This window comes from Cupriavidus sp. L7L (genome assembly GCF_004353535.1).
GTDB lineage: Bacteria > Pseudomonadota > Gammaproteobacteria > Burkholderiales > Burkholderiaceae > Cupriavidus > Cupriavidus oxalaticus_A.
In genome coordinates, this window is the sequence record NZ_SMNY01000025.1 from 153,614 (window position 1) to 173,429 (window position 19,816).

The following is a 19,816-nucleotide window of genomic DNA, read 5'->3' on the forward strand; positions in this document are numbered from 1 at the left end:
TCTTGGATTTTGGTGATCGCAGCGATCCGCGCGGATCAGACCGGAATCTTGGTCTCGTAGTCGATGGCGGTCGAGGCCAGCAGCAGGCCAACGCCGGCAGCAGCGAAGAACATCAGCGCCAGGAAGTACGAGCCGGTGAACTGCACGATCATGCCGACGATGATGGGCACGGTGATGCCGCCGATATTGCCGCCCAGGTTCATCACGCCGCCCAGGAAGCCGACCTTGTTGCGGGTGCCGAGCATCGACGGAACGCACCAGAACAGGCCGCACCAGCGCAGGAAGAACAGCGTGGACGACAGCAGCACCACCACGATGATCGGGTCGCTGACATACGCCACCGAGAAGATCGAGGCCGTGGCCACCACCGCGGCGATGCCGAACAGCGTGCGCATCACCACGTTGGGACGGCCGCCGGCCTCTTTCCACTTGTCGGCGATCCAGCCGCCGACCAGTTCGCCGATAAAGCCGCTGAAGAAGATGATGAAGCTGGCGCCGCCCATCTGCTTGATGTCGAAGCCGTGCACCTTGTTCAGGTAGTTGGGCATCCAGGTCAGCAGGCCGTAGAACACGGTGTTGAAGCACATCCAGCCAGCGGCCATGCACCACACCGAGCGGTACTTGAAGAAATCCATGGAGCGGCCCGACAGGTTGGCCGGCTCGGCGCGGTGCTCGCTGGCCTGCGCTTCTTCGATATAGCGCGCTTCCATCTCGTTCACGCCGCGGTGCTCGCGCGGGGAATTGCGCACGTAATACCAGGCCATGAAGCCGGCCAGCACGGTGCCCACGCCGGCCACGATAAAGGCCAGCCGCCACGAGCCCAGCGAGGCGATCAGCCACGTGATGATGATCGCGCCCAGGGCCGCGCCCAGCGGTGCGCCGCCGTCAAGCAGCGTGGCGCCGCGGCCGCGTTCGTTCTGCGTCATCCAGATGGCGTTGAGCTTGCCGCCGGCCGGGTAGATCGGCGCTTCGGCGGCGCCAAGGCCGAGCCGCGTCAGCATCAGCGACATGGCATTGGTGGTGAACGCCGCGATGGTCTGGGCCAGTCCCCAGAACACGGTGGCGCAGGCGATCACGATGCGCGGCTTGTACTTGTCGGCCAGCATGCCGCCCGGCACCTGCATCAGCGCGTAGGTCCAGAAGAACGAACTGAGGATCAGGCCCTGCATGGTGGGACTGAGGTCGAACTCCTTCGCGATCAGCGGCATGGCCACCGAAAGCGAGGCGCGATCGATGTAGTTGATCGCGATGAGAAACAGCATCATCAAAAAAATCTTCCAGCGCACGGAGGTCTTGGCCTCCGTCAACACCGTCGCCTGGCTTGTCGTTTGCATGGCGGCGTCTCCTTGTCTCGGTCCTTTGGGTGGGCAGTTTTAATGGGTGTCGCGCAACAGGCCGGAGTATAAGATACGTAATCTGTAATTACAACGCTTGTAAGTTATTGATTTTACGATGTTGCGAATGCACAATTTTGGTATGTGATAGCCTTCTCGTGGTGCATTTCCCCATTCTGGTGACGTCTGTGACACAAACGCTTTCCCCTACCACGCGCCTGCGCACGCTCGGCATGTCCGCCGGCATCGCTGCCCGGCTGCGCACCATGATCGAAGAGGGCGAGTTGCCGCCCGGCGCCCGCATCGACGAGCGCGCCTTCTGCGAGACCTTCGACGTCTCCAAGACGCCGCTGCGCGAGGCGCTCAAGGTGCTGGTCTCCGAGGGACTGGTGCTGCACCGGCAGTACATCGGCTACCGCGTGGCGCCGCTGGACCTGGAGGAGTTGCGCGCCACCTTCGAGACCCTGCACGGGCTCGAGGCGCTGGCCGGCGAACTGGCGGCGCGGCGGCTGGGCGACGCCGCCATGGCGAAGCTGGAGCGGCGCCACCAGGCCATGATCGACGCGCATGCCGCGGGGCGGCGCACCGACTATTTCCGCATCAACCAGGAAATCCACCAGCTCATCATCGACGGCGCCGCCAACCCGGTGCTGGCCGGCGTCTACGCCACGCTGATGAGCAAGGTCCACCGCGCGCGCGGCGCCGCCAATGCCGACATCCTGCGCTGGCAGGAGTCGCATGAGGAACATGAAGAAATCATGGCCGCGCTGCGCGAGCCCGGCAGGCCGCGCCTGGCGCAGGTGCTGCGCCGGCATTCGGAGAACACCGCGACCGAGGTACTCGCCGTGGTGGCGGCTTCGCTGGGCGAAGCCGGTGCGCGCGCCCCCGGCCTGAAGCAGTCCGCATGAATCATCCCTAATCCAATCCCATCCAATCCCTGACGAAAGCAACGACGATGAAACTGGTTCGAGTAGGCAATCCCGGCGCCGAGCGCCCTGGCGTGATCGATGCAGACGGCCGCGTGCGCGACCTGAGCGGCGTGGTGGGCGAGATCGGCCCGGGCGAGCTGGCGCCCGCGGCGCTGGCGCGGCTCGCGCAGGTGGACGTGGCAGCGCTGCCCGTGGTCGAGGGCGCGCGCTTTGGCGTGCCCTGGACGGGTATCGGCAAGATCGTGGCGATTGGCCTGAACTATGCCGATCACGCCGCCGAGGCTGGCATGCCGCTGCCGGCGGAGCCGATCGTGTTCCTGAAGGCCAACAGCTCGCTCAACGGCCCGGACGACGATGTGATGCTGCCGTTCGGCTCGGAGAAGTCCGACTGGGAGGTCGAGCTCGGCGTGGTGATCGGCACCGTCGCGCGCAATGTCTCGCGCGAAGAGGCGCTGAACCACGTGGCCGGCTACTGCGTGGTCAACGACGTGTCCGAGCGCGAGTTCCAGATCGAGCGTGGCGGCACCTGGGACAAGGGCAAGGGCTGCGACACCTTCTGCCCGGCCGGACCGTGGCTGGTGACGCGCGATGAAGTGGCCGATCCGCAGGCGCTGGGCCTGTGGCTGGAGGTCAACGGCGAGCGCGTGCAGCGGGGCAGCACCGCGACCATGGTCTTCGACGTGGCCACGGTGGTCAGCTATGTCAGCCGCTTCATGACGCTGCTGCCAGGCGACCTGATCGCGACCGGCACGCCGCCGGGCGTGGGCATGGGCTTCAAGCCGCCGCGCTTCCTGAAGGCGGGTGACACCATGCGCCTGGGCGTGGAAGGGCTCGGCGTGCAGAGCCAGCGCGTGGTCGCCTACGGCGAGCGCTGATCACCCTCCCGGCGCAAGCCGGGCAGGGCGCGGCGTTACCTGGCAAGGTGACGCCGCCGCGCGCGTTGCGCGATGCTGCAACGCAGGTAAAGAGCGCCAGCTTCAATGGTTCCCCGTCGAAACGCTTTCACACAAAGCGTTGGGTTTCCATACAAAGCGTGCCGTGCGCGCAACGGTTCCGGTGACGAAAACGCCCGGATCGCCTCGATTTACCCGAAATCGCACACTTGGCATTTCGCTTGCGTTTTCTGCGTGAAATACTGGTTATACAGGTTTCGCCAGAGAGCAAACGTCATGTCAGAGCACGCCCCCGAGATCGAGTCCTACCTCGGTACCACACTCAAGCGCCGCTACTGCGGGCTGGCCGACACCCTGGACAGCCGCGCCGAACTCGAGGCGATCCGGCGCAACATCCACCAGAATCCCGAGCTTGCCTTTGACGAGGTCCGCACGTCCGGCCTGATCGCCAGCCTGCTGGAAGCGTGGGGCTTCACGGTCACGCGTGGCGTGGGCGGGACCGGCGTGGTCGGGACGCTGCAAAGCGGCGAGGGCACGCGCAGCATCGGCATCCGCGCCGACATGGACGCGCTGCCGATCCACGAGCGCACGGGGCTGCCTTACGCGAGCGTCAATCAGGGCCGCATGCATGCCTGCGGCCACGACGGCCACACCGCGATCCTGCTCGGTGCGGCACGGCAGCTGGCGCGTACGCGCAACTTCGACGGCACCGTGCACCTGATCTTCCAGCCGGCCGAGGAAATCGGCGCGGGCGGCGGCGCCGAGCGCATGCTGGCTGATGGCCTGTTCGAGCGCTTCCCGTGCGACGCGATCTTCGGCCTGCACAATCATCCGGGCGTGGAGCAGGGCAACTTCCTGTTCCGCGCGGGCCCGTTCATGGCGGCGTGCGACACGGTCACCATCACCATCCGCGGCAAGGGCGGCCACGCGGCGCGCCCGCACCAGTCGGTCGATCCGATCCTGGTGGCCGGCAGCCTGGTGATGGCGCTGCAGTCGGTGGTGTCGCGCTTCGTGGATCCGAACGAGGCCGCGGTGGTGAGCATCGGCACGCTGCACGCCGGCCACGCACCCAATGTGATCCCGGACAGCGCGCGCATGGAAATCAGCGTTCGGTCCTTCAGCCCCGATGTGCGCGCGTCGCTGGAAAACCGCATCCGCCAGCTGGCGCTCTCGCAGGCCGAGGGCTATGGCGCCGTGGCGGAAGTCGACTACGTGCGCGGCTATCCGGTGCTGGTGAACAGCGAGCGCGAGACCGAGTTCGCGCGGCAGGTGGCCGAGGAACTGGTCGGCGCCGACAAGGTGGTGTCGCAGGCCGCGCGCATCACCGGCAGCGAGGATTTTGCGTATTACCTGCAGCAGCGTCCGGGCTGCTTCGTGCGGCTGGGCAATGGGGCCAGCCAGCCGCTGCTGCATAACGCGGGCTACGACTTCAACGACGAGAACCTGACGGTGGGCGCGGCGTACTGGACGAGGTTGGTGGAGCGGTATCTGGGGCGTTGAGCGGGGCACGGGTTTTCTCCTCTCTCCCACTTCGCGGGCGAGGGGAGTCCTCACGACGGGCACCAGTGGTCGGTTTCTTACCGGAAGAACACGCTAGGCGGTACGCCGAACTGCCGCCTGAACATCGTCGCGAACGCGCTCGGGCTGTCGTAGCCGAGGTCCAGCGCCACGTCGACCACCTTGCTGCCCGCAGCCAGCTTTTCCAGCGCCGCCAGCAGCCGCGCCTGCTGGCGCCATTGCCCGAAGGTCATGCCGGTCTCGCGCGCAAAGCGGCGCTGGATGGTCTTGGGATCCACACCCAGCCTTTCGCCCCAGTCCGCCAGGGTCAGCGCGATGTCGGGCGTTTGCACGATCGCGTCGCAGATCTGGCGCAGGCCTGCGTCAGCCGGGCGCGGCAGGTGCAGCGGCAGCGATGGCACCAGCAGGACTTCATCGAGCAGCAGCCGCATCAGGCGCGCATCGCGCGTATCCGGTTCATAGGGCAGGGGGATGTCGATCGCGGCCAGGATCAGCTCGCGCAGCAGCGGTGAGATGCCGAGCACGGTGCAGCGCTGCGGCAGGCCCGGCGCGGCATCCGGGCGGATATAAGCGGTGCGCATCTGCACGTGGCCGACCATGCGGATCCAGTGCATGGTGCCGCCGGGCATCCACATGCCGCGCGTGGGCGGCACGATCCACTGGCCTTCCTCGGTGGCTACCACCATCACACCGTGCACCGCGTGGATCAGCTGCGCGTGCGGGTGCTGGTGCCGCTTGGTCATTTCACCGGGCAGGTAGTCGGCGGCCATGGCGGCAACCGGCATCGGGCTGCGATCGTAGCGGACGTAGCGCGGGGGATTGCTGTAGGTGTCGTCCGGCGTGGCGGCTGGCGGCACCGGCAAGCCGCGCAGATCGCGGGCCCGCCCGGTTGCGGAACCCGGCGGGGCGGTGTCGTCGGAGGCACGGGGCGCTCGCGGCATGTCCTTTTCTCCAAGGTTGCGGACCCATTCTCGCAGGACAGGCGCGTGCGTGCCAGCTAGCATCCCGACTCACAGTCCTGGCCAGCGCCCCCGCTGGCCGCTTTCCGTTTGTCGAGAGCCGCCAATGAGCACAACCATCGACTCCGCGCCGTCCGGCGCCTCAGCTTCCAGCATCTCCACCACGCCGGCGCAGGCCGAACGCACCGGCTTCCGCGTGCTGTCGGCGATCAGCTTCGCCCACTTCCTCAACGACATGATCCAGTCGTTGATCCTGGCGATCTATCCGATGCTCAAGGGCGGCTTCAACCTGAGCTTCACGCAGATCGGATTGCTGACCATGACGTACCAGGTCACCGCGTCGCTGCTGCAGCCGGTGGTGGGCCTGTACACCGACAAGCATCCCAAGCCGCATTCGCTGGCGGTCGCGATGGCCTTTACGCTGGGCGGCCTGCTGCTGCTGTCGGTGGCGCCGACCTACGGCGTGCTGCTGGTGGCGGCGGCGCTGGTCGGCACCGGCTCGTCGATCTTCCATCCCGAGTCGTCGCGCGTGGCGCGCATGGCGTCGGGTGGCCAGCACGGGCTGGCGCAATCGATCTTCCAGGTCGGCGGCAACGGCGGCAGCGCCATGGGGCCGCTGCTGGCGGCGCTGATCGTGCACCAGCAGGCGAGCCTGGCGTGGTTCTCGCTGGCGGCGCTGGTGGGCATCGTGGTGCTGTGGCGCATCGGCGGGTGGTACGCGCGCCAGCTGGGGCAGGGCGCGCGCAAGCGCAAGGCCGCGGGCGCCGCGGCCAGCCCGGTGCCGACGCGCGTGGTGATGCGGGCGATGCTGGTGCTGATGGTGCTGGTGTTCTCCAAGTATTTCTACATGGCCAGCCTGACCTCGTACTACACCTTCTACCTGATGGAGCGCTTCGGGCTGGCGCAGCAGAACGCCCAGTTGCACCTGTTCCTGTTCCTGTTCGCGGTGGCGGCGGGCACCATCCTGGGCGGGCCGATCGGCGACCGCATCGGGCGCAAGCGCGTGATCTGGGCGTCGATCCTGGGCGTGGCGCCGTTCACGCTGCTGCTGCCGCACGCGGGCCTGTTCTGGACCACGGTGCTGACCTTCATCATCGGCTTTATCCTGGCGTCGGCGTTCTCGGCGATCCTGGTGTTCGCGCAGGAGCTGATCCCCGGCAAGGTCGGCATGGTGTCGGGGCTGTTCTTCGGCTTTGCCTTCGGCATGGGCGGCATCGGCGCTGCGGTGCTGGGTGGGATGGCGGATACGCACGGCATCGGCGCGGTCTATGAGTACTGTGCCTACCTGCCGCTGCTGGGGCTGCTGACGGTGTTCCTGCCGGACCTGCGCGAGCGCGCGCACGGCTGACACTCGGCCGGCTCCGGGGCGCCGGGTCAGTCAGGGCTCAGGCGTCGCTGGTCTCGTCGCCGCCAGGAGGCGGTTCGAACTGGCGCAGCCAGCGCCGCAGCAGCGTGGCCAGCTGGGCCCGTTCCGTGGCGCTGAGCGCCGCCACCAGGCGGTGCTCGTTCTCGACGTGCACTGCCACAGCATGATCGATGCGCTCGCACCCGGCGTCGGTCAGTTCCACCAGCAGGCCGCGCCGGTCGTCCGGGTTGGGGCGGCGTTGCACCAGGCCCGCGCGCTCCAGGTGGTCGAGCCGGTTGGTCATGGTGCCGGACGTGATCATCAGCGAGCCGATCAGCGCGCCCGGCGACAGCGCAAACGGCGGGCCGGAGCGCCGCAGGGTCGCCAGCACATCGAATTCCCACGGCTGCAGCGCCGTTTCCGCCAGCGCGGACTCGATCGACTTGCCGGTATGACGGTTGAGCCGGGCCACGCGGCCGATCAGGCCCATCGGCGAAGCATCCAGGTCAGGGCGTTCGCGCGCCCACTGCGCGAGGATGGTGTCGACGTGGTCTGGCGTGTCGTCCGGGATTGCGGGCTGGGGTTTGCGGCGGGCTGGCATTGGTACATTCAGGCAGGAACGTAAGTATCTTGACATCAAACAATCTGCTTCGTAAAGTGGGTTTATATTGATATCAAGAAACTTGATATGAAGACGAATGGTCGGGCCAACGCTGCTGCGTCCGCTGCTGTATCCGCTTCTGCCGGGGCAATTTCCGCGGCTTCAGCGTCCCCCGCAACCGGCCGGCTGCCGCTGCGGGACATCCTCCTCACCGGCCTGGCCCCGGCGATCTGGGGCAGCACCTACCTCGTCACCAGCCAGTGGCTGCCGCCGGGCCAGCCGCTGCTGTCCGGCGTGATCCGCGCGCTGCCGGCCGGGCTGCTGATGCTGGCCTGGGGCCGCACCCTGCCCAAGGGCAGCTGGTGGTGGCGGGCGGCGGTGCTGGGCGTGCTCAATATCGGCTTCTTCCAGGCGATGCTGTTTATCGCGGCGTACCGGTTGCCCGGCGGCGTGGCCGCCACGGTCGGGGCGATCCAGCCGCTGATCGTGGTGGCGCTGGCCTGGGCCTGGCTGGGCGCGCGCCCGCGCACCGCGGCCTGGCTCGCAGGCGTGGGCGGGCTGCTGGGGGTGGCGCTGCTGGTGCTGGGGCCGGCGGCACGGCTCGATGCCATTGGCGTGGCCGCGGCGGCCGCGGGTGCGGCATCGATGGCGGTGGGCACCGTGCTGACGCGGCGCTGGCAGCCGCCGCTGTCGCCGCTGGTGCTGACCGCATGGCAGCTGTGCGCGGGCGGCCTGTTCCTGCTGCCGTTCGCGCTGGCGCTGGAGCCGCTGCCCGGGCATTTCACGCTGGCCAACTGGCTGGGCTACGCCTGGCTGAGCATCATCGGCGCGGGCGTGACCTATGCGCTGTGGTTCCGCGGGGTGGGGCGCATGCCGTCGTCGGCGGTGTCGGCGCTGGGCCTGCTGAGCCCGGTCAGCGCCACCGTGCTTGGCTTCGTGGTGCTGGGGCAGGCGCTGACCGCGGTGCAGGCGGTGGGGGCGTTGCTGGTGCTGGCGAGTGTCTGGCTCGGGCAGCGCGCGGCAAACTGAGTGCATGGGCATCGCCGCAGCCGCCGCGGACTGCTGCCGGCCTGCGTTTTGCGGCATCATGGCGGGCATGAAGTCCGCCGTGCCCACCATGCCCCCGCTTGCCCCGCCTTCTCCGGTCACCTCCGCGCCTGTCACGACGCCGCCCAATGCCACGCCGGCCTGCGAGCGCTGCCTGGAACTGGCCGCCGACCCACGCCGGCGCGAGCCGCCTGCCTGCCTGGCGCTGCGCAATACCGCGCCGCTGGTGAGCCAGAGTGCTGCGGGCGTGCCGTTCAGCATGCTGACCTTTGCCTGCCGCGACTGCGGCACGGTCTGGCGCCTCTATGACCGCGCCAACGAGCTCTTTGTCTCCTGGGTGCCGGAACGCCCGCTGGTGCGCTAGGCACGTTGAGCGCGCAACCGATCGGCTAAGATAGCGGCTGTCGCGCGCCAGCCGGCAGTTCTGCCCGGCGAAGACGCGCTCCAGAGTCTCTCCCGTCTTCCCCGTATTCCCGACACCATGGCCTTCCCGTTCCGCCCGACCCTGCTGGCAGCCACCGTTGCCGCCGGCCTGCTGGCCGCCGCACTCCCCGTCGCCGCCTCCGCTGCCGCAGACAACTACCCCAGCCGCCCGATCCGCCTGATCGTCGCCTATCCCACCGGCGGCATCAGCGACACCGTGGCGCGCGCGCTCGGCGAGCGCCTGTCGGCGCAGATGGGCACCTCGGTGGTGGTCGAGAACAAGGCCGGCGCCGGCGGCAGCATCGGCATCGACGCCGTCGCCAAGGCCGCGCCGGACGGCTACACGCTCGGCTTCGCCTCGACCAGCCCGCTGACGCTGAACCCGCACGTCGGCCACGTCAACTACGACCCGCAGAAGGACGTGGCGCCGGTGATGAGCGTGATGTACTCGCCGGTGCTGGTGATCGCCACCAACGGCTTCAGCGGCAAGGGCTTCGCCGACGTGGTCGGCCAGGCCCGCGCCAAGCCGGGTTCGGTGCGCTGGGCGACCTCGGGGCTGGGCACGGTCGGCCATGTGGTGCTGGAGCAGATCAGGCAGAAGTCGAAGGCCGACATCACGCTGATCCCGTACAAGGGCGCCGGCCAGCAGATGAACGATGCGCTCGGCGGCCAGTTCGAGGTGATGAGCACCAACGCCAGCCCGGCGCTAACCCAGCATATGCAGGCCGGCCGCCTGCGCGCGCTGGCGGTCGGCGCGCCCAAGCGGCTGGAGAGCCTGCCGCAGGTGCCCACGCTGGCCGAGCTTGGCTATCCCAAGGCCAACCTGACTTCGACCTTCGGCGTGTTCGCGCCGGGCAAGACCCCCGCGGCGATCATCGAGCGCCTGAATGCCGAGCTGAACAAGGCACTGGCCGAGCCGGAAGTCCACGAGCGCCTGCTCAAGGGCGGCGAAGTGCCCACCGGCGGCACCCCGGCGCAGTTCGCCAGGTCGATCCGCGAGGAGTACGCGGAGAACGCACGCATCGTCAGGGAAGCCGGCATCAAGGCGGACTGACCTGGCGAATGCCGGCTCAGGCGGTATCGAGCCGGCACCCCAGCCCATAGACCGCAGACAGCCGCACACCGTTGTGCGGCCACAGCGACAGCTTGGTGCGCACGCGCGACAGGTGGCTGTCCACCGTGCGCGAGGTCGGCTCGATGTGATACCGCCAGACCTGGTCGACCATGGTCTGGCGCGGCACCACGCAGCCGAGATTGCGGAACAGCAGCACGGCCAGGTCGAATTCCTTCGGCGCCAGCGGCACCGGCCTGCCATGCACCCAGGCACGCCGCTCGGAAGGGGCAAAGCGGAACGCGCCATGCGCCACCTCGCAGGCTTGCGTGGACGGCCGCGCGCGCCGCAGCAGCGCCTGCACGCGCGCGGCCAGCTCGCCCAGCCGCGGCGGCCCCGGCAGGTAGCTGTCGGCGCCCTGAGCAAAGCAGGCCGCGACAAAGTCCTCTTCATTCGAGCCGCCGGTCAGCATCACCGGCAGCTCATGGCCCAGCGAGCGCCGCACCCACGCCAGCACATCCAGCGCCGGGATTCCCGGCGTTTCGCAATCGAGGATCAGCAGGTCGAACGGCTCGGCGTGCAGCGCGCCCAGCAGCGTGCGGCCGCTGAGGTAGCGCCGGCACTGGTGGCCGTCAAGGCGCAGGGCCTGTTCGATGCGGATGGCGAGGGTCGGATCGGCCTGCAGCGAGGCAATCTTCACGGTCGTGGCTCCTCCTGCCGGCGCAATGCCGCCGGCAATGGCGAAGCCATGTTATGGGCGCCTGGCTGAGGCAAGAAGTAAAAGATTGTTGAAAGCCCGAATTGAGGTCTTTCCTATTCGTCCGGCGGGGCACGCGGTCTTAAATGACGCGCTACGACTGCAGCGACTGTGCGCTGCGGGCGAACGTCGCCGGAGACCACACATGGGAAAGAAGATTGCATCGCTAGAGGACGCGCCCGCCGATGCGGCGCTGATCCGCCGGATCATCGCCGGCGGCGGGCATGAGTGCGTGACCTTCACCGAAAGTCGCAAGCTGCTGCTGGCGCTGCGTAATGCGTGCTTCGACCTGCTGCTGCTCGACTGGTCGATGCCGGACCTGTCCGGGCGCGAGGTGCTGGCGTGGGTGCGCACGCATCTCGACCGGCGCGTGCCGGTGATGTTCCTCAGCGGGCGCGATGCCGAGCAGGACATCATCAGCGCGCTCGCCGCGGGCGCCGACGACTACATGGTCAAGCCGGTGCGTCCCGCCGAACTGTCGGCCCGTGTGGAATGCCTGCTGCGGCGCGCCTATCCCCCGGTGCAGTCGCCGCACGCCCCGCTGCGGCTGGGCGAATACGCCTTCGACTGCGCCATGCGCACGGCCACCTGCAACGGGCATCCCATCTGCCTGACGCCCAAGGAGTTCGACCTCGCCGTGCTGCTGTTCCGCAACGAGGGCCGCATCGTCACGCGCGACCACATCACCGCCGCGGTCTGGGGGCGCGAGATCTCTTCGCTGTCGCGCACCATCGATACCCATGTGTCGCGCGTGCGCAGCAAGCTCGGCCTGCAGGCGTCGCAGGCGCTGCGGCTGACGCCCGTCTACACGCATGGCTACCGGCTGGAACGGATCGAGCGCGCCGCCGCGTGAGGGAAGCATGAGGGCAGGCACGAGGGCAGCGCACGCCCATGAAAAAAAGGCACCCGAAGGTGCCTTTCGCCAGGGACTGCTGATCGGGTAACGATCAGAAGATGTGGCGGATACCGACGGCAGCGCCGGTCTGGTTGTTGCGGCCCGGCATTTCGGTGATGGTGCCGCCCGAGACCTTGTTGAAGTCCACGGTGCCATAGACCTGGGTGCGCTTGGACAGCGAGTACTCGGCCAGCAGCACGCCGGTGTAGCGGCGGCCGTTGTTGTCGCTCACGCCGTTGACGTTCTCGACGTAGTCGCCGTAGAACACGCCGGTCAGGGCCAGGGCCGGGGTGGCCTGGTAGGTCATGCCGATGTAGCCGATGGTGTCCTTGCGCGGGTTAGCCGCGAAGTTGCCGCCAGCCGGGACCGGGTTGTTCGTAGCGCCGCCGGTGAAGTTCAGCGAAGCGTCGACCGAACCGGTGCGGTCCTGGCCGCCGATGTAGCCCAGGAAGATCTTTGCCGGGCCGATCGAGTACTTACCGGCAGCGCCCCACATTTGCTGCTTCTGGCCGGTGGTGTTGCGCACTTCCTGGTACACGCCGCCGACGGCGAACGGACCGTAGGTGTAAGCGGCACGCGTGCCCCAGTACTGGTTCTGGCTCATGCTGCCCGGCTGCTCGCCGAAGCCGTAGCTGGCGCCAACGTCCAGGCCGCCGAACTTGCCGCCGTAGCTGACGACGTTGTCGTTACGGAAGTTGGTCAGGAAGAACGGCCAGGCGTTGTTGGTGTAGTTGCCGATGGTCAGCGGATCGAAGTCGCCGAAGAAATTAAAGCCTTCGGTGTACTGGCGGCCCAGCTTGATCGTGCCGAAGTCGCCCGACAGGCCCACATAGGCTTGACGGCCGAACAGGCGGCCACCCTGGTTGGCACGGCCGGTGTCCGGATCGAAGCCGTTTTCCAGCTGGAAGATCGCCTTCAGGTTGTTGCCCAGCGCTTCGCTGCCCTTGATACCCCAGCGGCTGTTGGTCACTGCGCCGTTGGTCAGTTCCCACGAGTTGTCGTTGTTGGCGCTCGCGTTCGTCTGGAAGCGGATGCTCTGGTCAACGATACCGTACAGGGTGACGGACGACTGGGCGAAGGCCGAACCTGCCAACAGGCTGCCGGCTGCGAGGACGATGGCCGATTTCTTCATGGTGCTCCTTTTCTGTCTTGTACTGTTCTCTGCCGGATCACGGCAGGGAGAAGGTCTACGTTTCGTGTAAACGCCGGCGAAAATTTAACAAAACGTAAGCAGTAAGGACACAAATGTCCGCCAAGCCCGGCTTTCAAGCAGGATTTTGGTGCGAATTCGTTGTCTCGCCGCTACAAATTCCAGTTTTGGTGCGACGCGCAATGCCGCCAGGCCGCTTGGGCACTGGGCTGGTGAAGTGATGGCGGAGCGCAAAAGACTACAGGCCAGGACGCAGACACTGCGCCCTGGCCTGTAGCGGGACGGATGGGGACCGGGCTATGGCGACCGGGATCAGCCTTGCGGGATCTCGATCTTGACTTCGAGCACCTCGAGGTTGTCCTGGCGCTCGAGGCTGACGCGCAGGTCCTGGTCGCTGATCTTGACGTACTTGGAAATCACCGCCACCAGCTCGCGCTGCAACGCGGGCAGGTAGTCGGCGGGGGCGGAATGGCCGGTGCGCTCGTGGGCGAGAATGATCTGCAGCCGCTCCTTGGCGACCGACGCGGACTTTTTCTTCTCCCCCAGCAGGAAGGAAAGGATCGACATTGGGATGAGCCTCCGGACCGTTTATTTGTTGCCGAAGATGCGGGAGAACAGCCCCGGCTTCTGGTAGTCGGTGAAGCGCATCGGCTTGTCCTTGCCGAGGAAGCGGTCCACCACGTCGCCATAGGCGTCGGCTACGTCGCTGCCTTCCAGGTGGATGGCGGGCGTGCCCTGGTTCGATGCGTGCAGGACGGCTTCCGATTCCGGCACCACGCCGATCAGCTTGATGCGCAGGATTTCCTGGATGTCGGTCAGCGACAGCATCTCGCCGCCGTGCACGCGCTTGGGGTTGTAGCGGGTGATCAGCAGGTGTTCCTTGATCGGATCGCCGCCTTCGCTGGCGCGCTTGGTCTTGGACGACAGGATGCCGAGGATGCGGTCCGAATCGCGCACCGAGGACACTTCGGGGTTGGTGACGATCAGTGCCTCATCGGCAAAGTACATCGCCATCAGCGCGCCCGACTCGATGCCCGCGGGCGAATCGCACACGATGTACTCGAAGTCCATCTCGATCAGGCCGTTGATGACCTTCTCCACGCCTTCCTTGGTCAGCGCGTCCTTGTCGCGCGTCTGCGAGGCCGGCAGGATGAACAGGTTTTCGCACTTCTTGTCCTTGATCAGCGCCTGGCGCAGGTTGGCTTCGCCCTGCACCACGTTGATCAGGTCGTACACCACGCGGCGCTCGCAACCCATGATCAGGTCGAGGTTGCGCAGGCCGACGTCGAAGTCGATCACGGCAGTCTTGTGGCCACGCAGGGCCAGGCCGGCGGCAAAGCTGGCGCTGGTGGTGGTCTTGCCGACGCCTCCCTTGCCGGAGGTCACAACGATGATTTTTGCCATGGCTCTTTGGTCCAGTAATTAGGTTGAAGCTTGCGCTGCTTGATTGGGGTCCCCGATGCCGGTGCGGTTACTTGAGCCGCAGCGCCTCGAGGATCAGTTTTTCTTCGGCCAGGCGTACCTGGGCCGTCTTGCCGAGCACGTCGGCCGGGAGCGTCTGCTCCGCGGTACGGTAGATGCCGGCAATGGAAATGAGTTCGGGCTCCATGCACGTGCTGAAGATGCGCGCACCGGTGTTGCCCTTGACGCCCGCCAGCGCGCGGCCGCGCAGCGGGGCATAGATATGGATGTTGCCTTCGGCAATGACCTCGGCGCCATAGCTGACCACGTCGAGGATCACCACGTCGCCGTGCGCGTAGACCTGCTGGCCCGAGCGCAGCGGCTTGTCGATCAGCAGGGTCTGGTGCTGTCGCACCGCGGCGGCGACCGCGGCGTCGGTGGTGGCCTGCGCGGCGGCCTGAGCAGCGGCCTGTTCCGCCTCGGCGGCGGCCTTGGCCTCGGCGGCACGATCGGCGCCGGCACCGCTGCCGCGGCGGCTCTGGCTGTCGAGCAGCGGCAGACCGAAGCGCTCGGCCCATTCGCGCTGGCCGGCGCGGGCTACCACGCCGATGGCGCGTGCCTTGAGCGTGGCCAGGGTCTCGATCACCGTGCCGAGCGCGACTTCGCTATCGTCCTCGAGCGCGCGCAGGTCCAGCGCGATCACGTCATTGGAGAAGAAATCGGGAGTGGCTTCGAACCGGGAGAGGAGGTCATCCCGCAGCGCAGCCATGTCGGCGGTCTGGAGGGCGAGAAGGAGGGCATCGACGTTGCCACTGCGCAGCTCGAAGCGTGGCGATTTCTTCTGGGACATAGCCGGGTGACCGTGGAAATGCCACATTCTAACGTTGTCTTACACGCGAACTGTAACAATTGGCGCGATCCATGAGATCGAGCCGCAATAGGTGCCCTGTGCGTTCCATCTGCCCGCGCGTTGTGCAGCACGCGGCTCGCACCGCCGGCGCCGAGTGACCGGCGACACGCAGGGCCGGCTCTCGCCGCCGTAGCAATTTGCAAAGCCTTGTTACGATTGCGCCATTGGACAGCGGAGTTCCCATGGGCGCCATCGTCAATTGCGTGGCCTACCGGCAGGGCCAGCGGCTCGGCACGGTCGGCATGGAAGAGATCCCCACGGTGCTAGGCGTGCCCGGCACTTTTGTCTGGCTCGGGCTGCATGAGCCAGACCTGACGCTGCTGCGCAAGGTGCAGCTCGCCTTCGGCCTGCACGACCTGGCGGTGGAAGATGCGCTCGATGCGCACCAGCGGCCCAAGCTGGAGGCCTATGGCGATTCGGTGTTCGTCGTGCTCAATACGGCGCAGCTGGCCGAGGACGAAGTGGTGGTCGGCGAGACGCATTTGTTCGTCGGTCCCAACTACGTGGTCTCGGTGCGCCATGGTGCGAGCAGCGCCTACACTCCGGTGCGCGAGCGCTGCGAAAGCGACCCGCAAGGCCTGGCGAACGGACCCGGCTACGTGCTGTACGCGCTGATGGACTTCGTGGTCGATCACTACCTGCCGATCGTCACGCGGCTGGAAGACACGCTGGAGGACCTGGAGCAGGGCATCTTCCGCGACGAGTTCGACCGCGGGGCGATCGAGAATCTGTACCGGGTCAAGCGCCAGGTGCTGCGCCTGCGCAATGCGGTCAGCCCGGTGGAAGACATGTGCAGCCAGCTGATCCGCCTGCACGAGGAGCTGGTGCCGAAGGAACTGCGCGCCTACTTCCGGGACATCGAGGACCACGCCAGCCGGCTGGTGCGCACGCTGGACGTGATCCGCGAAATGCTGACCACCGCGGTGCAGGTCAACCTGGCACTGGTGACGGTGGGCCAGAACGAGGTGGTCAAGCGGCTTGCCGGCTGGGGCGCGATCCTGGCGCTCCCGACGGTGGTGTTCAGCCTGTACGGGATGAACTTCGATTTCATGCCGGAGCTGACTCTCCACTACGCCTACCCGGCAGTGATCGGCGTGACGGCGGTGGCGTGCGGACTGCTGTGGCGGCGGCTCCACCGCGCGGGATGGATATGATCCGATCGCTAATTTATTGATGATAAGAATGATGGATCATTATTTTTCATATGATTGATTATTCGCATCGATAAACTGGCCCGCCTACCGGGTGCCCCCGCTGACTCCTACACTGGAGCAAAGAAGGCGCCGCGCCCGGAGTCCGCCATGTCGAAAGCCCGTTCCCCGCATGCCGCCGTGCTGGCCGGCATCCTCTGCTGTGCATGGCTGTGCCTGCCGCCCGCCGCCGCCGCACCCCAGCCGCCCGCTCCCGCGCAGGCGCAGACCCGCGACGCCGTTGCCGCCTATGAGTCGGGCCGCTTCGACGAGGCCTTGCAGGGCTTCTCCAGCGCCGCGCGCCAGGGCAACCGCCTGGCGCAATTCAACTACGCGATGATGCTGCTGCGTGGCGAGGGCACCGCTGCGCGGCCGCAAGAGGCCCTGGTGTGGCTGCGCAGGGCGGCCGACAACGGCATGACGCATGCGCAATACACCTGGGGCGATCTGTACGAGCGCGGCCAGCTGGTGCCGAAATCGCTCGAAGAGGCGAACCGCTGGTATGAGCGCGCGGCGCAAGGCGGGCACGTGCAGGCGCAGATGGAGCTGGCAACGAACTACTTCACCGGTCGCGGCGTGCCGCGCGACTATGCGCAGGCGTTTGCGTGGTACCGGCGCGCGGCGAGTGCGGGAGATGGCGGGGCGCAGTACATCGTCGGCAGCTTCTATGAGCACGGCGAGCCGGGCGTGGTCGATCGCGATATCGAGCAGGCGAAGATCTGGTATGCGCGCTCAGCGGCGCGCGGGGATCCGGGGGCGCTGGCGAAGCTGAGGTCGCTGCTGGAGGAGACGGTGAAGGGGAGGGCGGGGATGTAGTCCTCTCCCGCATCGCGGGAGAGGTAGCAAACAGCTGGCAGGCCTGGATCAGCCCAGCTTCTTCCTCAGCAGCTCGTTCACCTGCGCCGGATTGGCCTTGCCCTTGGTCGCCTTCATCGCCTGGCCGACCAGCGCATTGAACGCCTTTTCCTTGCCCGAGCGGAATTCCTCGACCGACTTGGCGTTGGCCGCCAGCACGTCGTCGATGATCTTCTCCAGCTCGCCGCTGTCCGACATCTGCTTCAGGCCCTTGGCGGCGATGATGGCGTCGGCATCGCCGTCGTGCTCGCCAGCCCACATGGCCGGGAACACGTCCTTCTTGGCGGTGTTGTTCGAGACCGTGCCGTCGGCGATGCGCGCCAGCAGCCTGGCCAGCTGCGCCGGCTTGACCGGTGCGTCGTCGATGGCGATGCCTTCGCGGTTCAGTTGCGAGGCCACGTCGCCCATCAGCCAGTTGGCGGCGGGCTTGGCGTTGGCGGCGCCGGCATCGGCGACCACGGCCTCGTAGTAGGCGGCAAATGCCTTGGTCGCGGTCAGCGTGGTCGCGTCATACGCCGACAAGCCGTATTGCGACACAAAGCGCGCCTGCATCGCGGCCGGCAGCTCCGGCAGCGCATTGCGCACGCGCTCGATCCAGGCCGGTTCGATCTCCAGCGGCATCAGGTCCGGGTCAGGGAAGTAGCGGTAGTCGTGCGCGTCTTCCTTGGTGCGCATCGCGCGGGTCTCGCCGGTGTCCGGATCGAACAGCACGGTGGCCTGCTGGATCTTGCGGCCGTCCTCGATTTCTGCGATCTGCCACTGCACTTCGTATTCGATGGCCTGCTGCAGGAAGCGGAACGAGTTCAGGTTCTTGATCTCGCGGCGCGTGCCGAATTCCTTCTGGCCGACCGGGCGCACCGACACGTTGGCGTCGCAACGGAAGCTGCCCTCCTGCATATTGCCGTCGCAGATGCCCAGCCACACCACCAGCGAGTGCAGTGCCTTGGCGTAGGCCACCGCTTCGGCGGCGCTGCGCATGTCGGGCTCGGTGACGATCTCGAGCAGCGGCGTGCCGGCGCGGTTCAGGTCGATGCCGGTCATGCCGGCGAAGTCCTCGTGCAGCGACTTGCCCGCGTCTTCTTCCAGGTGCGCGCGCGTCAGGTTGACGGTTTTCTCGTAGAACTCGCCCTTCTTGCCTTCGACCTGGATGGTGATGGTGCCGCCCTGGACCACCGGGATCTCATACTGGCTGATCTGGTAGCCCTTGGGCAGGTCGGGGTAGAAGTAATTCTTGCGCGCGAAGATGCTGCGCGGCGCGATGGTAGCGCCGATCGCCAGGCCGAACTGGATCGCGCGCTCGACCGCGCCCTTGTTGAGCACCGGCAGCACCCCGGGCAGCGCCAGGTCCACCGGCGAGGCCTGCGTGTTGGCCTCGGCCCCGAAGGCGGTGGACGTGCCAGAAAAAATCTTGGAGGCCGTCGAAAGCTGCGCGTGCGTTTCGAGGCCGATCACCACTTCCCATTGCATGGCGGTATTCCTGTTCGGTTCTTTCGTTCTGTCTGTTGCGGCGGGGCGGCGGGCCGCCCCGGGTTGGGTCTGTCTGGCTGCGGGCCCTCGGTGCGCCTCAGGGGTCGGGGCTGGCGAGCCAGGAATCGAGTTGCGCGAGCGCCGCGGCGCGCGCCACCGCGTCGCCGCCGACGGTCACCGCGCGCGCCTTGCGCACGCCGCCGCCGTTGCCGGCAGCGGGCACGTCGTGGCGGACGTGCAGCTCGCTGGTGCCGTCAAAGCCGTGATGGGCGCCGGGGTAGATCTCGAGCCGGAAGCGCGCGTTGGGCTGGCGCGCCAGCACGGCGGACTGCAGCATGGCGCAGCGCGTCGCGGGCGTCCAGTCGTCGGCGCCGCCGATCATCAGCAGCATGGGGGTGCGCAGCCGGTAATCGTGCTGGCGGACCGCGCGCTTGCAGCCGGGATAGAACGCGACGGCGCGTTCCACCTGCGGCGTGCCGGCCGGCCACGGGCGGCTGGCGTCGACGGTGGCCAGCACCGCCTGCGCGCCGTTGGACCAGCCCAGCAGCACGATGCGCGCGGGGTCGACGCCCGGCTGGCTGCCCAGCCAGCGCAATGCGGCCAGCGCATCGGCGCGGCGCGTGCGGTCGTCGATGCCGCGGTTGTCGATCGGCTCGGTGCAGATGCCGTGCGGTTTGCCGCGGGCGCTGAAGCTGTCGGGCATCAGCACGGCGTAGCCGCGCGCGGTCAGCCACTGGGCGTATTCGCGGTAGCGTTGCTGCAGCAGCGCCGAGGCGTCGGCGCCGTCGCTGGTGGCCATGGGGTCACGCGGGGACAGCAGGCCGCCGCAGCCATGCAGCGCCACCACTACCGGCAATGCGCGCGGCGTGGCGCCTTCGCGCGGCACGAACCAGTAGGCGGTCAGCGCCGGCGTGGCGGCATCGCCGCGCAGCAGCACGCGCTGCGCGGGCACCGGCGCCGCGCTGGTGGCTGCCGTCGCCGGCCCGGCTCCCTGGCGCGTCACCGTGCCCGGCGCCAGCGCGCCGGCCGGCGACAGCAGCGGCGGCTGTACCAGCGCCGGCGGCGGCAGGTCGGGTGCATGCGCCGCGGCG

At 67.6% G+C, this 19,816-nt stretch carries 20 protein-coding genes; 10 read left to right on the forward strand and 10 right to left on the reverse strand.

Annotation, left to right across the window (positions count from 1 at the left end; translation table 11 throughout):
- Nucleotides 1-35: 35 nt before the first annotated feature.
- A complete protein-coding gene (locus E1J61_RS25160; RefSeq protein WP_133096676.1) occupies nucleotides 36-1,334 on the reverse strand; it encodes an MFS transporter in 1,299 nt (432 codons plus the stop codon).
- A gap of 188 nt (nucleotides 1,335-1,522) precedes the next feature.
- Here E1J61_RS25160 and E1J61_RS25165 point away from each other — a divergent pair, with 188 nt between their 5' ends.
- The 3 genes from E1J61_RS25165 (at nucleotide 1,523) to E1J61_RS25175 (ending at nucleotide 4,656) form a co-directional block, all read left to right on the forward strand.
- Nucleotides 1,523-2,242: a GntR family transcriptional regulator gene (locus tag E1J61_RS25165; RefSeq protein ID WP_240745916.1), complete on the forward strand. Its 720-nt coding sequence runs from the start codon at nucleotides 1,523-1,525 to the stop codon at nucleotides 2,240-2,242.
- A 47-nt stretch (nucleotides 2,243-2,289) separates the two neighbouring features.
- The gene (locus tag E1J61_RS25170; protein WP_133096678.1) at nucleotides 2,290-3,138 is read left to right on the forward strand and encodes a fumarylacetoacetate hydrolase family protein; all 849 of its coding nucleotides are present in this window, start codon (nucleotides 2,290-2,292) and stop codon (nucleotides 3,136-3,138) included.
- A gap of 294 nt (nucleotides 3,139-3,432) precedes the next feature.
- The gene (locus E1J61_RS25175) at nucleotides 3,433-4,656 is read left to right on the forward strand and encodes a M20 aminoacylase family protein (protein ID WP_133096679.1); all 1,224 of its coding nucleotides are present in this window, start codon (nucleotides 3,433-3,435) and stop codon (nucleotides 4,654-4,656) included.
- Between the two features lie 77 nt (nucleotides 4,657-4,733).
- Here E1J61_RS25175 and E1J61_RS25180 read toward each other — a convergent pair whose 3' ends face one another.
- A complete protein-coding gene (locus E1J61_RS25180; protein WP_133096680.1) occupies nucleotides 4,734-5,615 on the reverse strand; it encodes a helix-turn-helix domain-containing protein in 882 nt (293 codons plus the stop codon).
- 124 nt (nucleotides 5,616-5,739) lie between these two features.
- On the opposite strand from E1J61_RS25180, the gene E1J61_RS25185 reads away from it, so the two are divergent.
- Entirely contained in the window at nucleotides 5,740-6,981 is a 1,242-nt protein-coding gene (locus tag E1J61_RS25185; protein ID WP_165971532.1) for an MFS transporter, read from the forward strand.
- Between the two features lie 37 nt (nucleotides 6,982-7,018).
- Here E1J61_RS25185 and E1J61_RS25190 read toward each other — a convergent pair whose 3' ends face one another.
- The gene (locus E1J61_RS25190; protein ID WP_133096681.1) at nucleotides 7,019-7,579 is read right to left on the reverse strand and encodes a MarR family winged helix-turn-helix transcriptional regulator; all 561 of its coding nucleotides are present in this window, start codon (nucleotides 7,577-7,579) and stop codon (nucleotides 7,019-7,021) included.
- 87 nt (nucleotides 7,580-7,666) lie between these two features.
- Here E1J61_RS25190 and E1J61_RS25195 point away from each other — a divergent pair, with 87 nt between their 5' ends.
- The 3 genes from E1J61_RS25195 to E1J61_RS25205 all read left to right on the forward strand — a co-directional run bounded on the left by E1J61_RS25195 (nucleotide 7,667) and on the right by E1J61_RS25205 (nucleotide 10,103).
- On the forward strand, nucleotides 7,667-8,608 hold the full coding sequence (locus tag E1J61_RS25195; RefSeq protein ID WP_165971533.1) for an EamA family transporter: 942 nt from the start codon (nucleotides 7,667-7,669) through the stop codon (nucleotides 8,606-8,608).
- A 58-nt stretch (nucleotides 8,609-8,666) separates the two neighbouring features.
- A complete protein-coding gene (locus tag E1J61_RS25200) occupies nucleotides 8,667-8,990 on the forward strand; it encodes a hypothetical protein (RefSeq protein ID WP_133096701.1) in 324 nt (107 codons plus the stop codon).
- Nucleotides 8,991-9,107: 117 nt separating this feature from the next.
- On the forward strand, nucleotides 9,108-10,103 hold the full coding sequence (locus tag E1J61_RS25205) for a tripartite tricarboxylate transporter substrate binding protein (protein ID WP_133096682.1): 996 nt from the start codon (nucleotides 9,108-9,110) through the stop codon (nucleotides 10,101-10,103).
- Between the two features lie 16 nt (nucleotides 10,104-10,119).
- Here the strand turns inward: E1J61_RS25205 and E1J61_RS25210 are convergent, their stop codons facing one another.
- The gene (locus E1J61_RS25210) at nucleotides 10,120-10,800 is read right to left on the reverse strand and encodes a response regulator transcription factor (RefSeq protein WP_133096683.1); all 681 of its coding nucleotides are present in this window, start codon (nucleotides 10,798-10,800) and stop codon (nucleotides 10,120-10,122) included.
- Between the two features lie 202 nt (nucleotides 10,801-11,002).
- On the opposite strand from E1J61_RS25210, the gene E1J61_RS25215 reads away from it, so the two are divergent.
- Nucleotides 11,003-11,710, forward strand: coding sequence for a response regulator transcription factor (locus E1J61_RS25215; RefSeq protein WP_133096684.1), 708 nt, complete (start codon nucleotides 11,003-11,005; stop codon nucleotides 11,708-11,710).
- Nucleotides 11,711-11,804: 94 nt separating this feature from the next.
- Here the strand turns inward: E1J61_RS25215 and E1J61_RS25220 are convergent, their stop codons facing one another.
- The 4 genes from E1J61_RS25220 to minC all read right to left on the reverse strand — a co-directional run bounded on the left by E1J61_RS25220 (nucleotide 11,805) and on the right by minC (nucleotide 15,153).
- Nucleotides 11,805-12,884, reverse strand: a complete 1,080-nt coding sequence (locus E1J61_RS25220) for a porin (protein ID WP_133096685.1) — start codon at nucleotides 12,882-12,884, stop codon at nucleotides 11,805-11,807.
- A 330-nt stretch (nucleotides 12,885-13,214) separates the two neighbouring features.
- On the reverse strand, nucleotides 13,215-13,469 hold the full coding sequence (minE, locus tag E1J61_RS25225) for a cell division topological specificity factor MinE (protein WP_006164360.1): 255 nt from the start codon (nucleotides 13,467-13,469) through the stop codon (nucleotides 13,215-13,217).
- Between the two features lie 21 nt (nucleotides 13,470-13,490).
- On the reverse strand, nucleotides 13,491-14,306 hold the full coding sequence (gene minD, locus E1J61_RS25230) for a septum site-determining protein MinD (RefSeq protein ID WP_029047801.1): 816 nt from the start codon (nucleotides 14,304-14,306) through the stop codon (nucleotides 13,491-13,493).
- A 67-nt stretch (nucleotides 14,307-14,373) separates the two neighbouring features.
- Nucleotides 14,374-15,153 carry a septum site-determining protein MinC gene (minC, locus tag E1J61_RS25235; RefSeq protein ID WP_133096686.1) on the reverse strand — a complete coding sequence of 260 codons (780 nt, stop codon included), beginning with the start codon at nucleotides 15,151-15,153 and terminating at the stop codon, nucleotides 14,374-14,376.
- A gap of 242 nt (nucleotides 15,154-15,395) precedes the next feature.
- Here minC and E1J61_RS25240 point away from each other — a divergent pair, with 242 nt between their 5' ends.
- Both E1J61_RS25240 and E1J61_RS25245 read left to right on the forward strand, forming a co-directional pair.
- A complete protein-coding gene (locus E1J61_RS25240; protein ID WP_133096687.1) occupies nucleotides 15,396-16,367 on the forward strand; it encodes a magnesium and cobalt transport protein CorA in 972 nt (323 codons plus the stop codon).
- 147 nt (nucleotides 16,368-16,514) lie between these two features.
- The gene (locus E1J61_RS25245; protein ID WP_133096688.1) at nucleotides 16,515-17,219 is read left to right on the forward strand and encodes a tetratricopeptide repeat protein; all 705 of its coding nucleotides are present in this window, start codon (nucleotides 16,515-16,517) and stop codon (nucleotides 17,217-17,219) included.
- Nucleotides 17,220-17,267: 48 nt separating this feature from the next.
- Here E1J61_RS25245 and gatB read toward each other — a convergent pair whose 3' ends face one another.
- Both gatB and E1J61_RS25255 read right to left on the reverse strand, forming a co-directional pair.
- Nucleotides 17,268-18,725: an Asp-tRNA(Asn)/Glu-tRNA(Gln) amidotransferase subunit GatB gene (gatB, locus tag E1J61_RS25250; RefSeq protein WP_133096689.1), complete on the reverse strand. Its 1,458-nt coding sequence runs from the start codon at nucleotides 18,723-18,725 to the stop codon at nucleotides 17,268-17,270.
- 97 nt (nucleotides 18,726-18,822) lie between these two features.
- A partial coding sequence (locus tag E1J61_RS25255) for a dienelactone hydrolase family protein (RefSeq protein WP_133096690.1) occupies nucleotides 18,823-19,816 on the reverse strand: 994 nt, incomplete at its 5' end.

Excerpts from the sequence above, each read along its gene's own strand:
- minD (WP_029047801.1), bottom strand. The coding sequence starts at position 14,306 with ATGGCAAAAATCATCGTTGTGACCTCCGGCAAGGGAGGCGTCGGCAAG.
- E1J61_RS25175 (WP_133096679.1), top strand. The coding sequence starts at position 3,433 with ATGTCAGAGCACGCCCCCGAGATCGAGTCCTACCTCGGTACCACACTC.
- E1J61_RS25185 (WP_165971532.1), top strand. The coding sequence starts at position 5,740 with ATGAGCACAACCATCGACTCCGCGCCGTCCGGCGCCTCAGCTTCCAGC.
- minC (WP_133096686.1), bottom strand. The coding sequence starts at position 15,153 with ATGTCCCAGAAGAAATCGCCACGCTTCGAGCTGCGCAGTGGCAACGTC.
- E1J61_RS25220 (WP_133096685.1), bottom strand. The coding sequence starts at position 12,884 with ATGAAGAAATCGGCCATCGTCCTCGCAGCCGGCAGCCTGTTGGCAGGT.
- E1J61_RS25215 (WP_133096684.1), top strand. The coding sequence starts at position 11,003 with ATGGGAAAGAAGATTGCATCGCTAGAGGACGCGCCCGCCGATGCGGCG.
- E1J61_RS25170 (WP_133096678.1), top strand. The coding sequence starts at position 2,290 with ATGAAACTGGTTCGAGTAGGCAATCCCGGCGCCGAGCGCCCTGGCGTG.
- E1J61_RS25195 (WP_165971533.1), top strand. The coding sequence starts at position 7,667 with ATGAAGACGAATGGTCGGGCCAACGCTGCTGCGTCCGCTGCTGTATCC.
- E1J61_RS25200 (WP_133096701.1), top strand. The coding sequence starts at position 8,667 with ATGGCGGGCATGAAGTCCGCCGTGCCCACCATGCCCCCGCTTGCCCCG.
- E1J61_RS25245 (WP_133096688.1), top strand. The coding sequence starts at position 16,515 with ATGTCGAAAGCCCGTTCCCCGCATGCCGCCGTGCTGGCCGGCATCCTC.
- gatB (WP_133096689.1), bottom strand. The coding sequence starts at position 18,725 with ATGCAATGGGAAGTGGTGATCGGCCTCGAAACGCACGCGCAGCTTTCG.
- E1J61_RS25180 (WP_133096680.1), bottom strand. The coding sequence starts at position 5,615 with ATGCCGCGAGCGCCCCGTGCCTCCGACGACACCGCCCCGCCGGGTTCC.
- E1J61_RS25190 (WP_133096681.1), bottom strand. The coding sequence starts at position 7,579 with ATGCCAGCCCGCCGCAAACCCCAGCCCGCAATCCCGGACGACACGCCA.
- minE (WP_006164360.1), bottom strand. The coding sequence starts at position 13,469 with ATGTCGATCCTTTCCTTCCTGCTGGGGGAGAAGAAAAAGTCCGCGTCG.
- E1J61_RS25160 (WP_133096676.1), bottom strand. The coding sequence starts at position 1,334 with ATGCAAACGACAAGCCAGGCGACGGTGTTGACGGAGGCCAAGACCTCC.
- E1J61_RS25205 (WP_133096682.1), top strand. The coding sequence starts at position 9,108 with ATGGCCTTCCCGTTCCGCCCGACCCTGCTGGCAGCCACCGTTGCCGCC.
- E1J61_RS25240 (WP_133096687.1), top strand. The coding sequence starts at position 15,396 with ATGGGCGCCATCGTCAATTGCGTGGCCTACCGGCAGGGCCAGCGGCTC.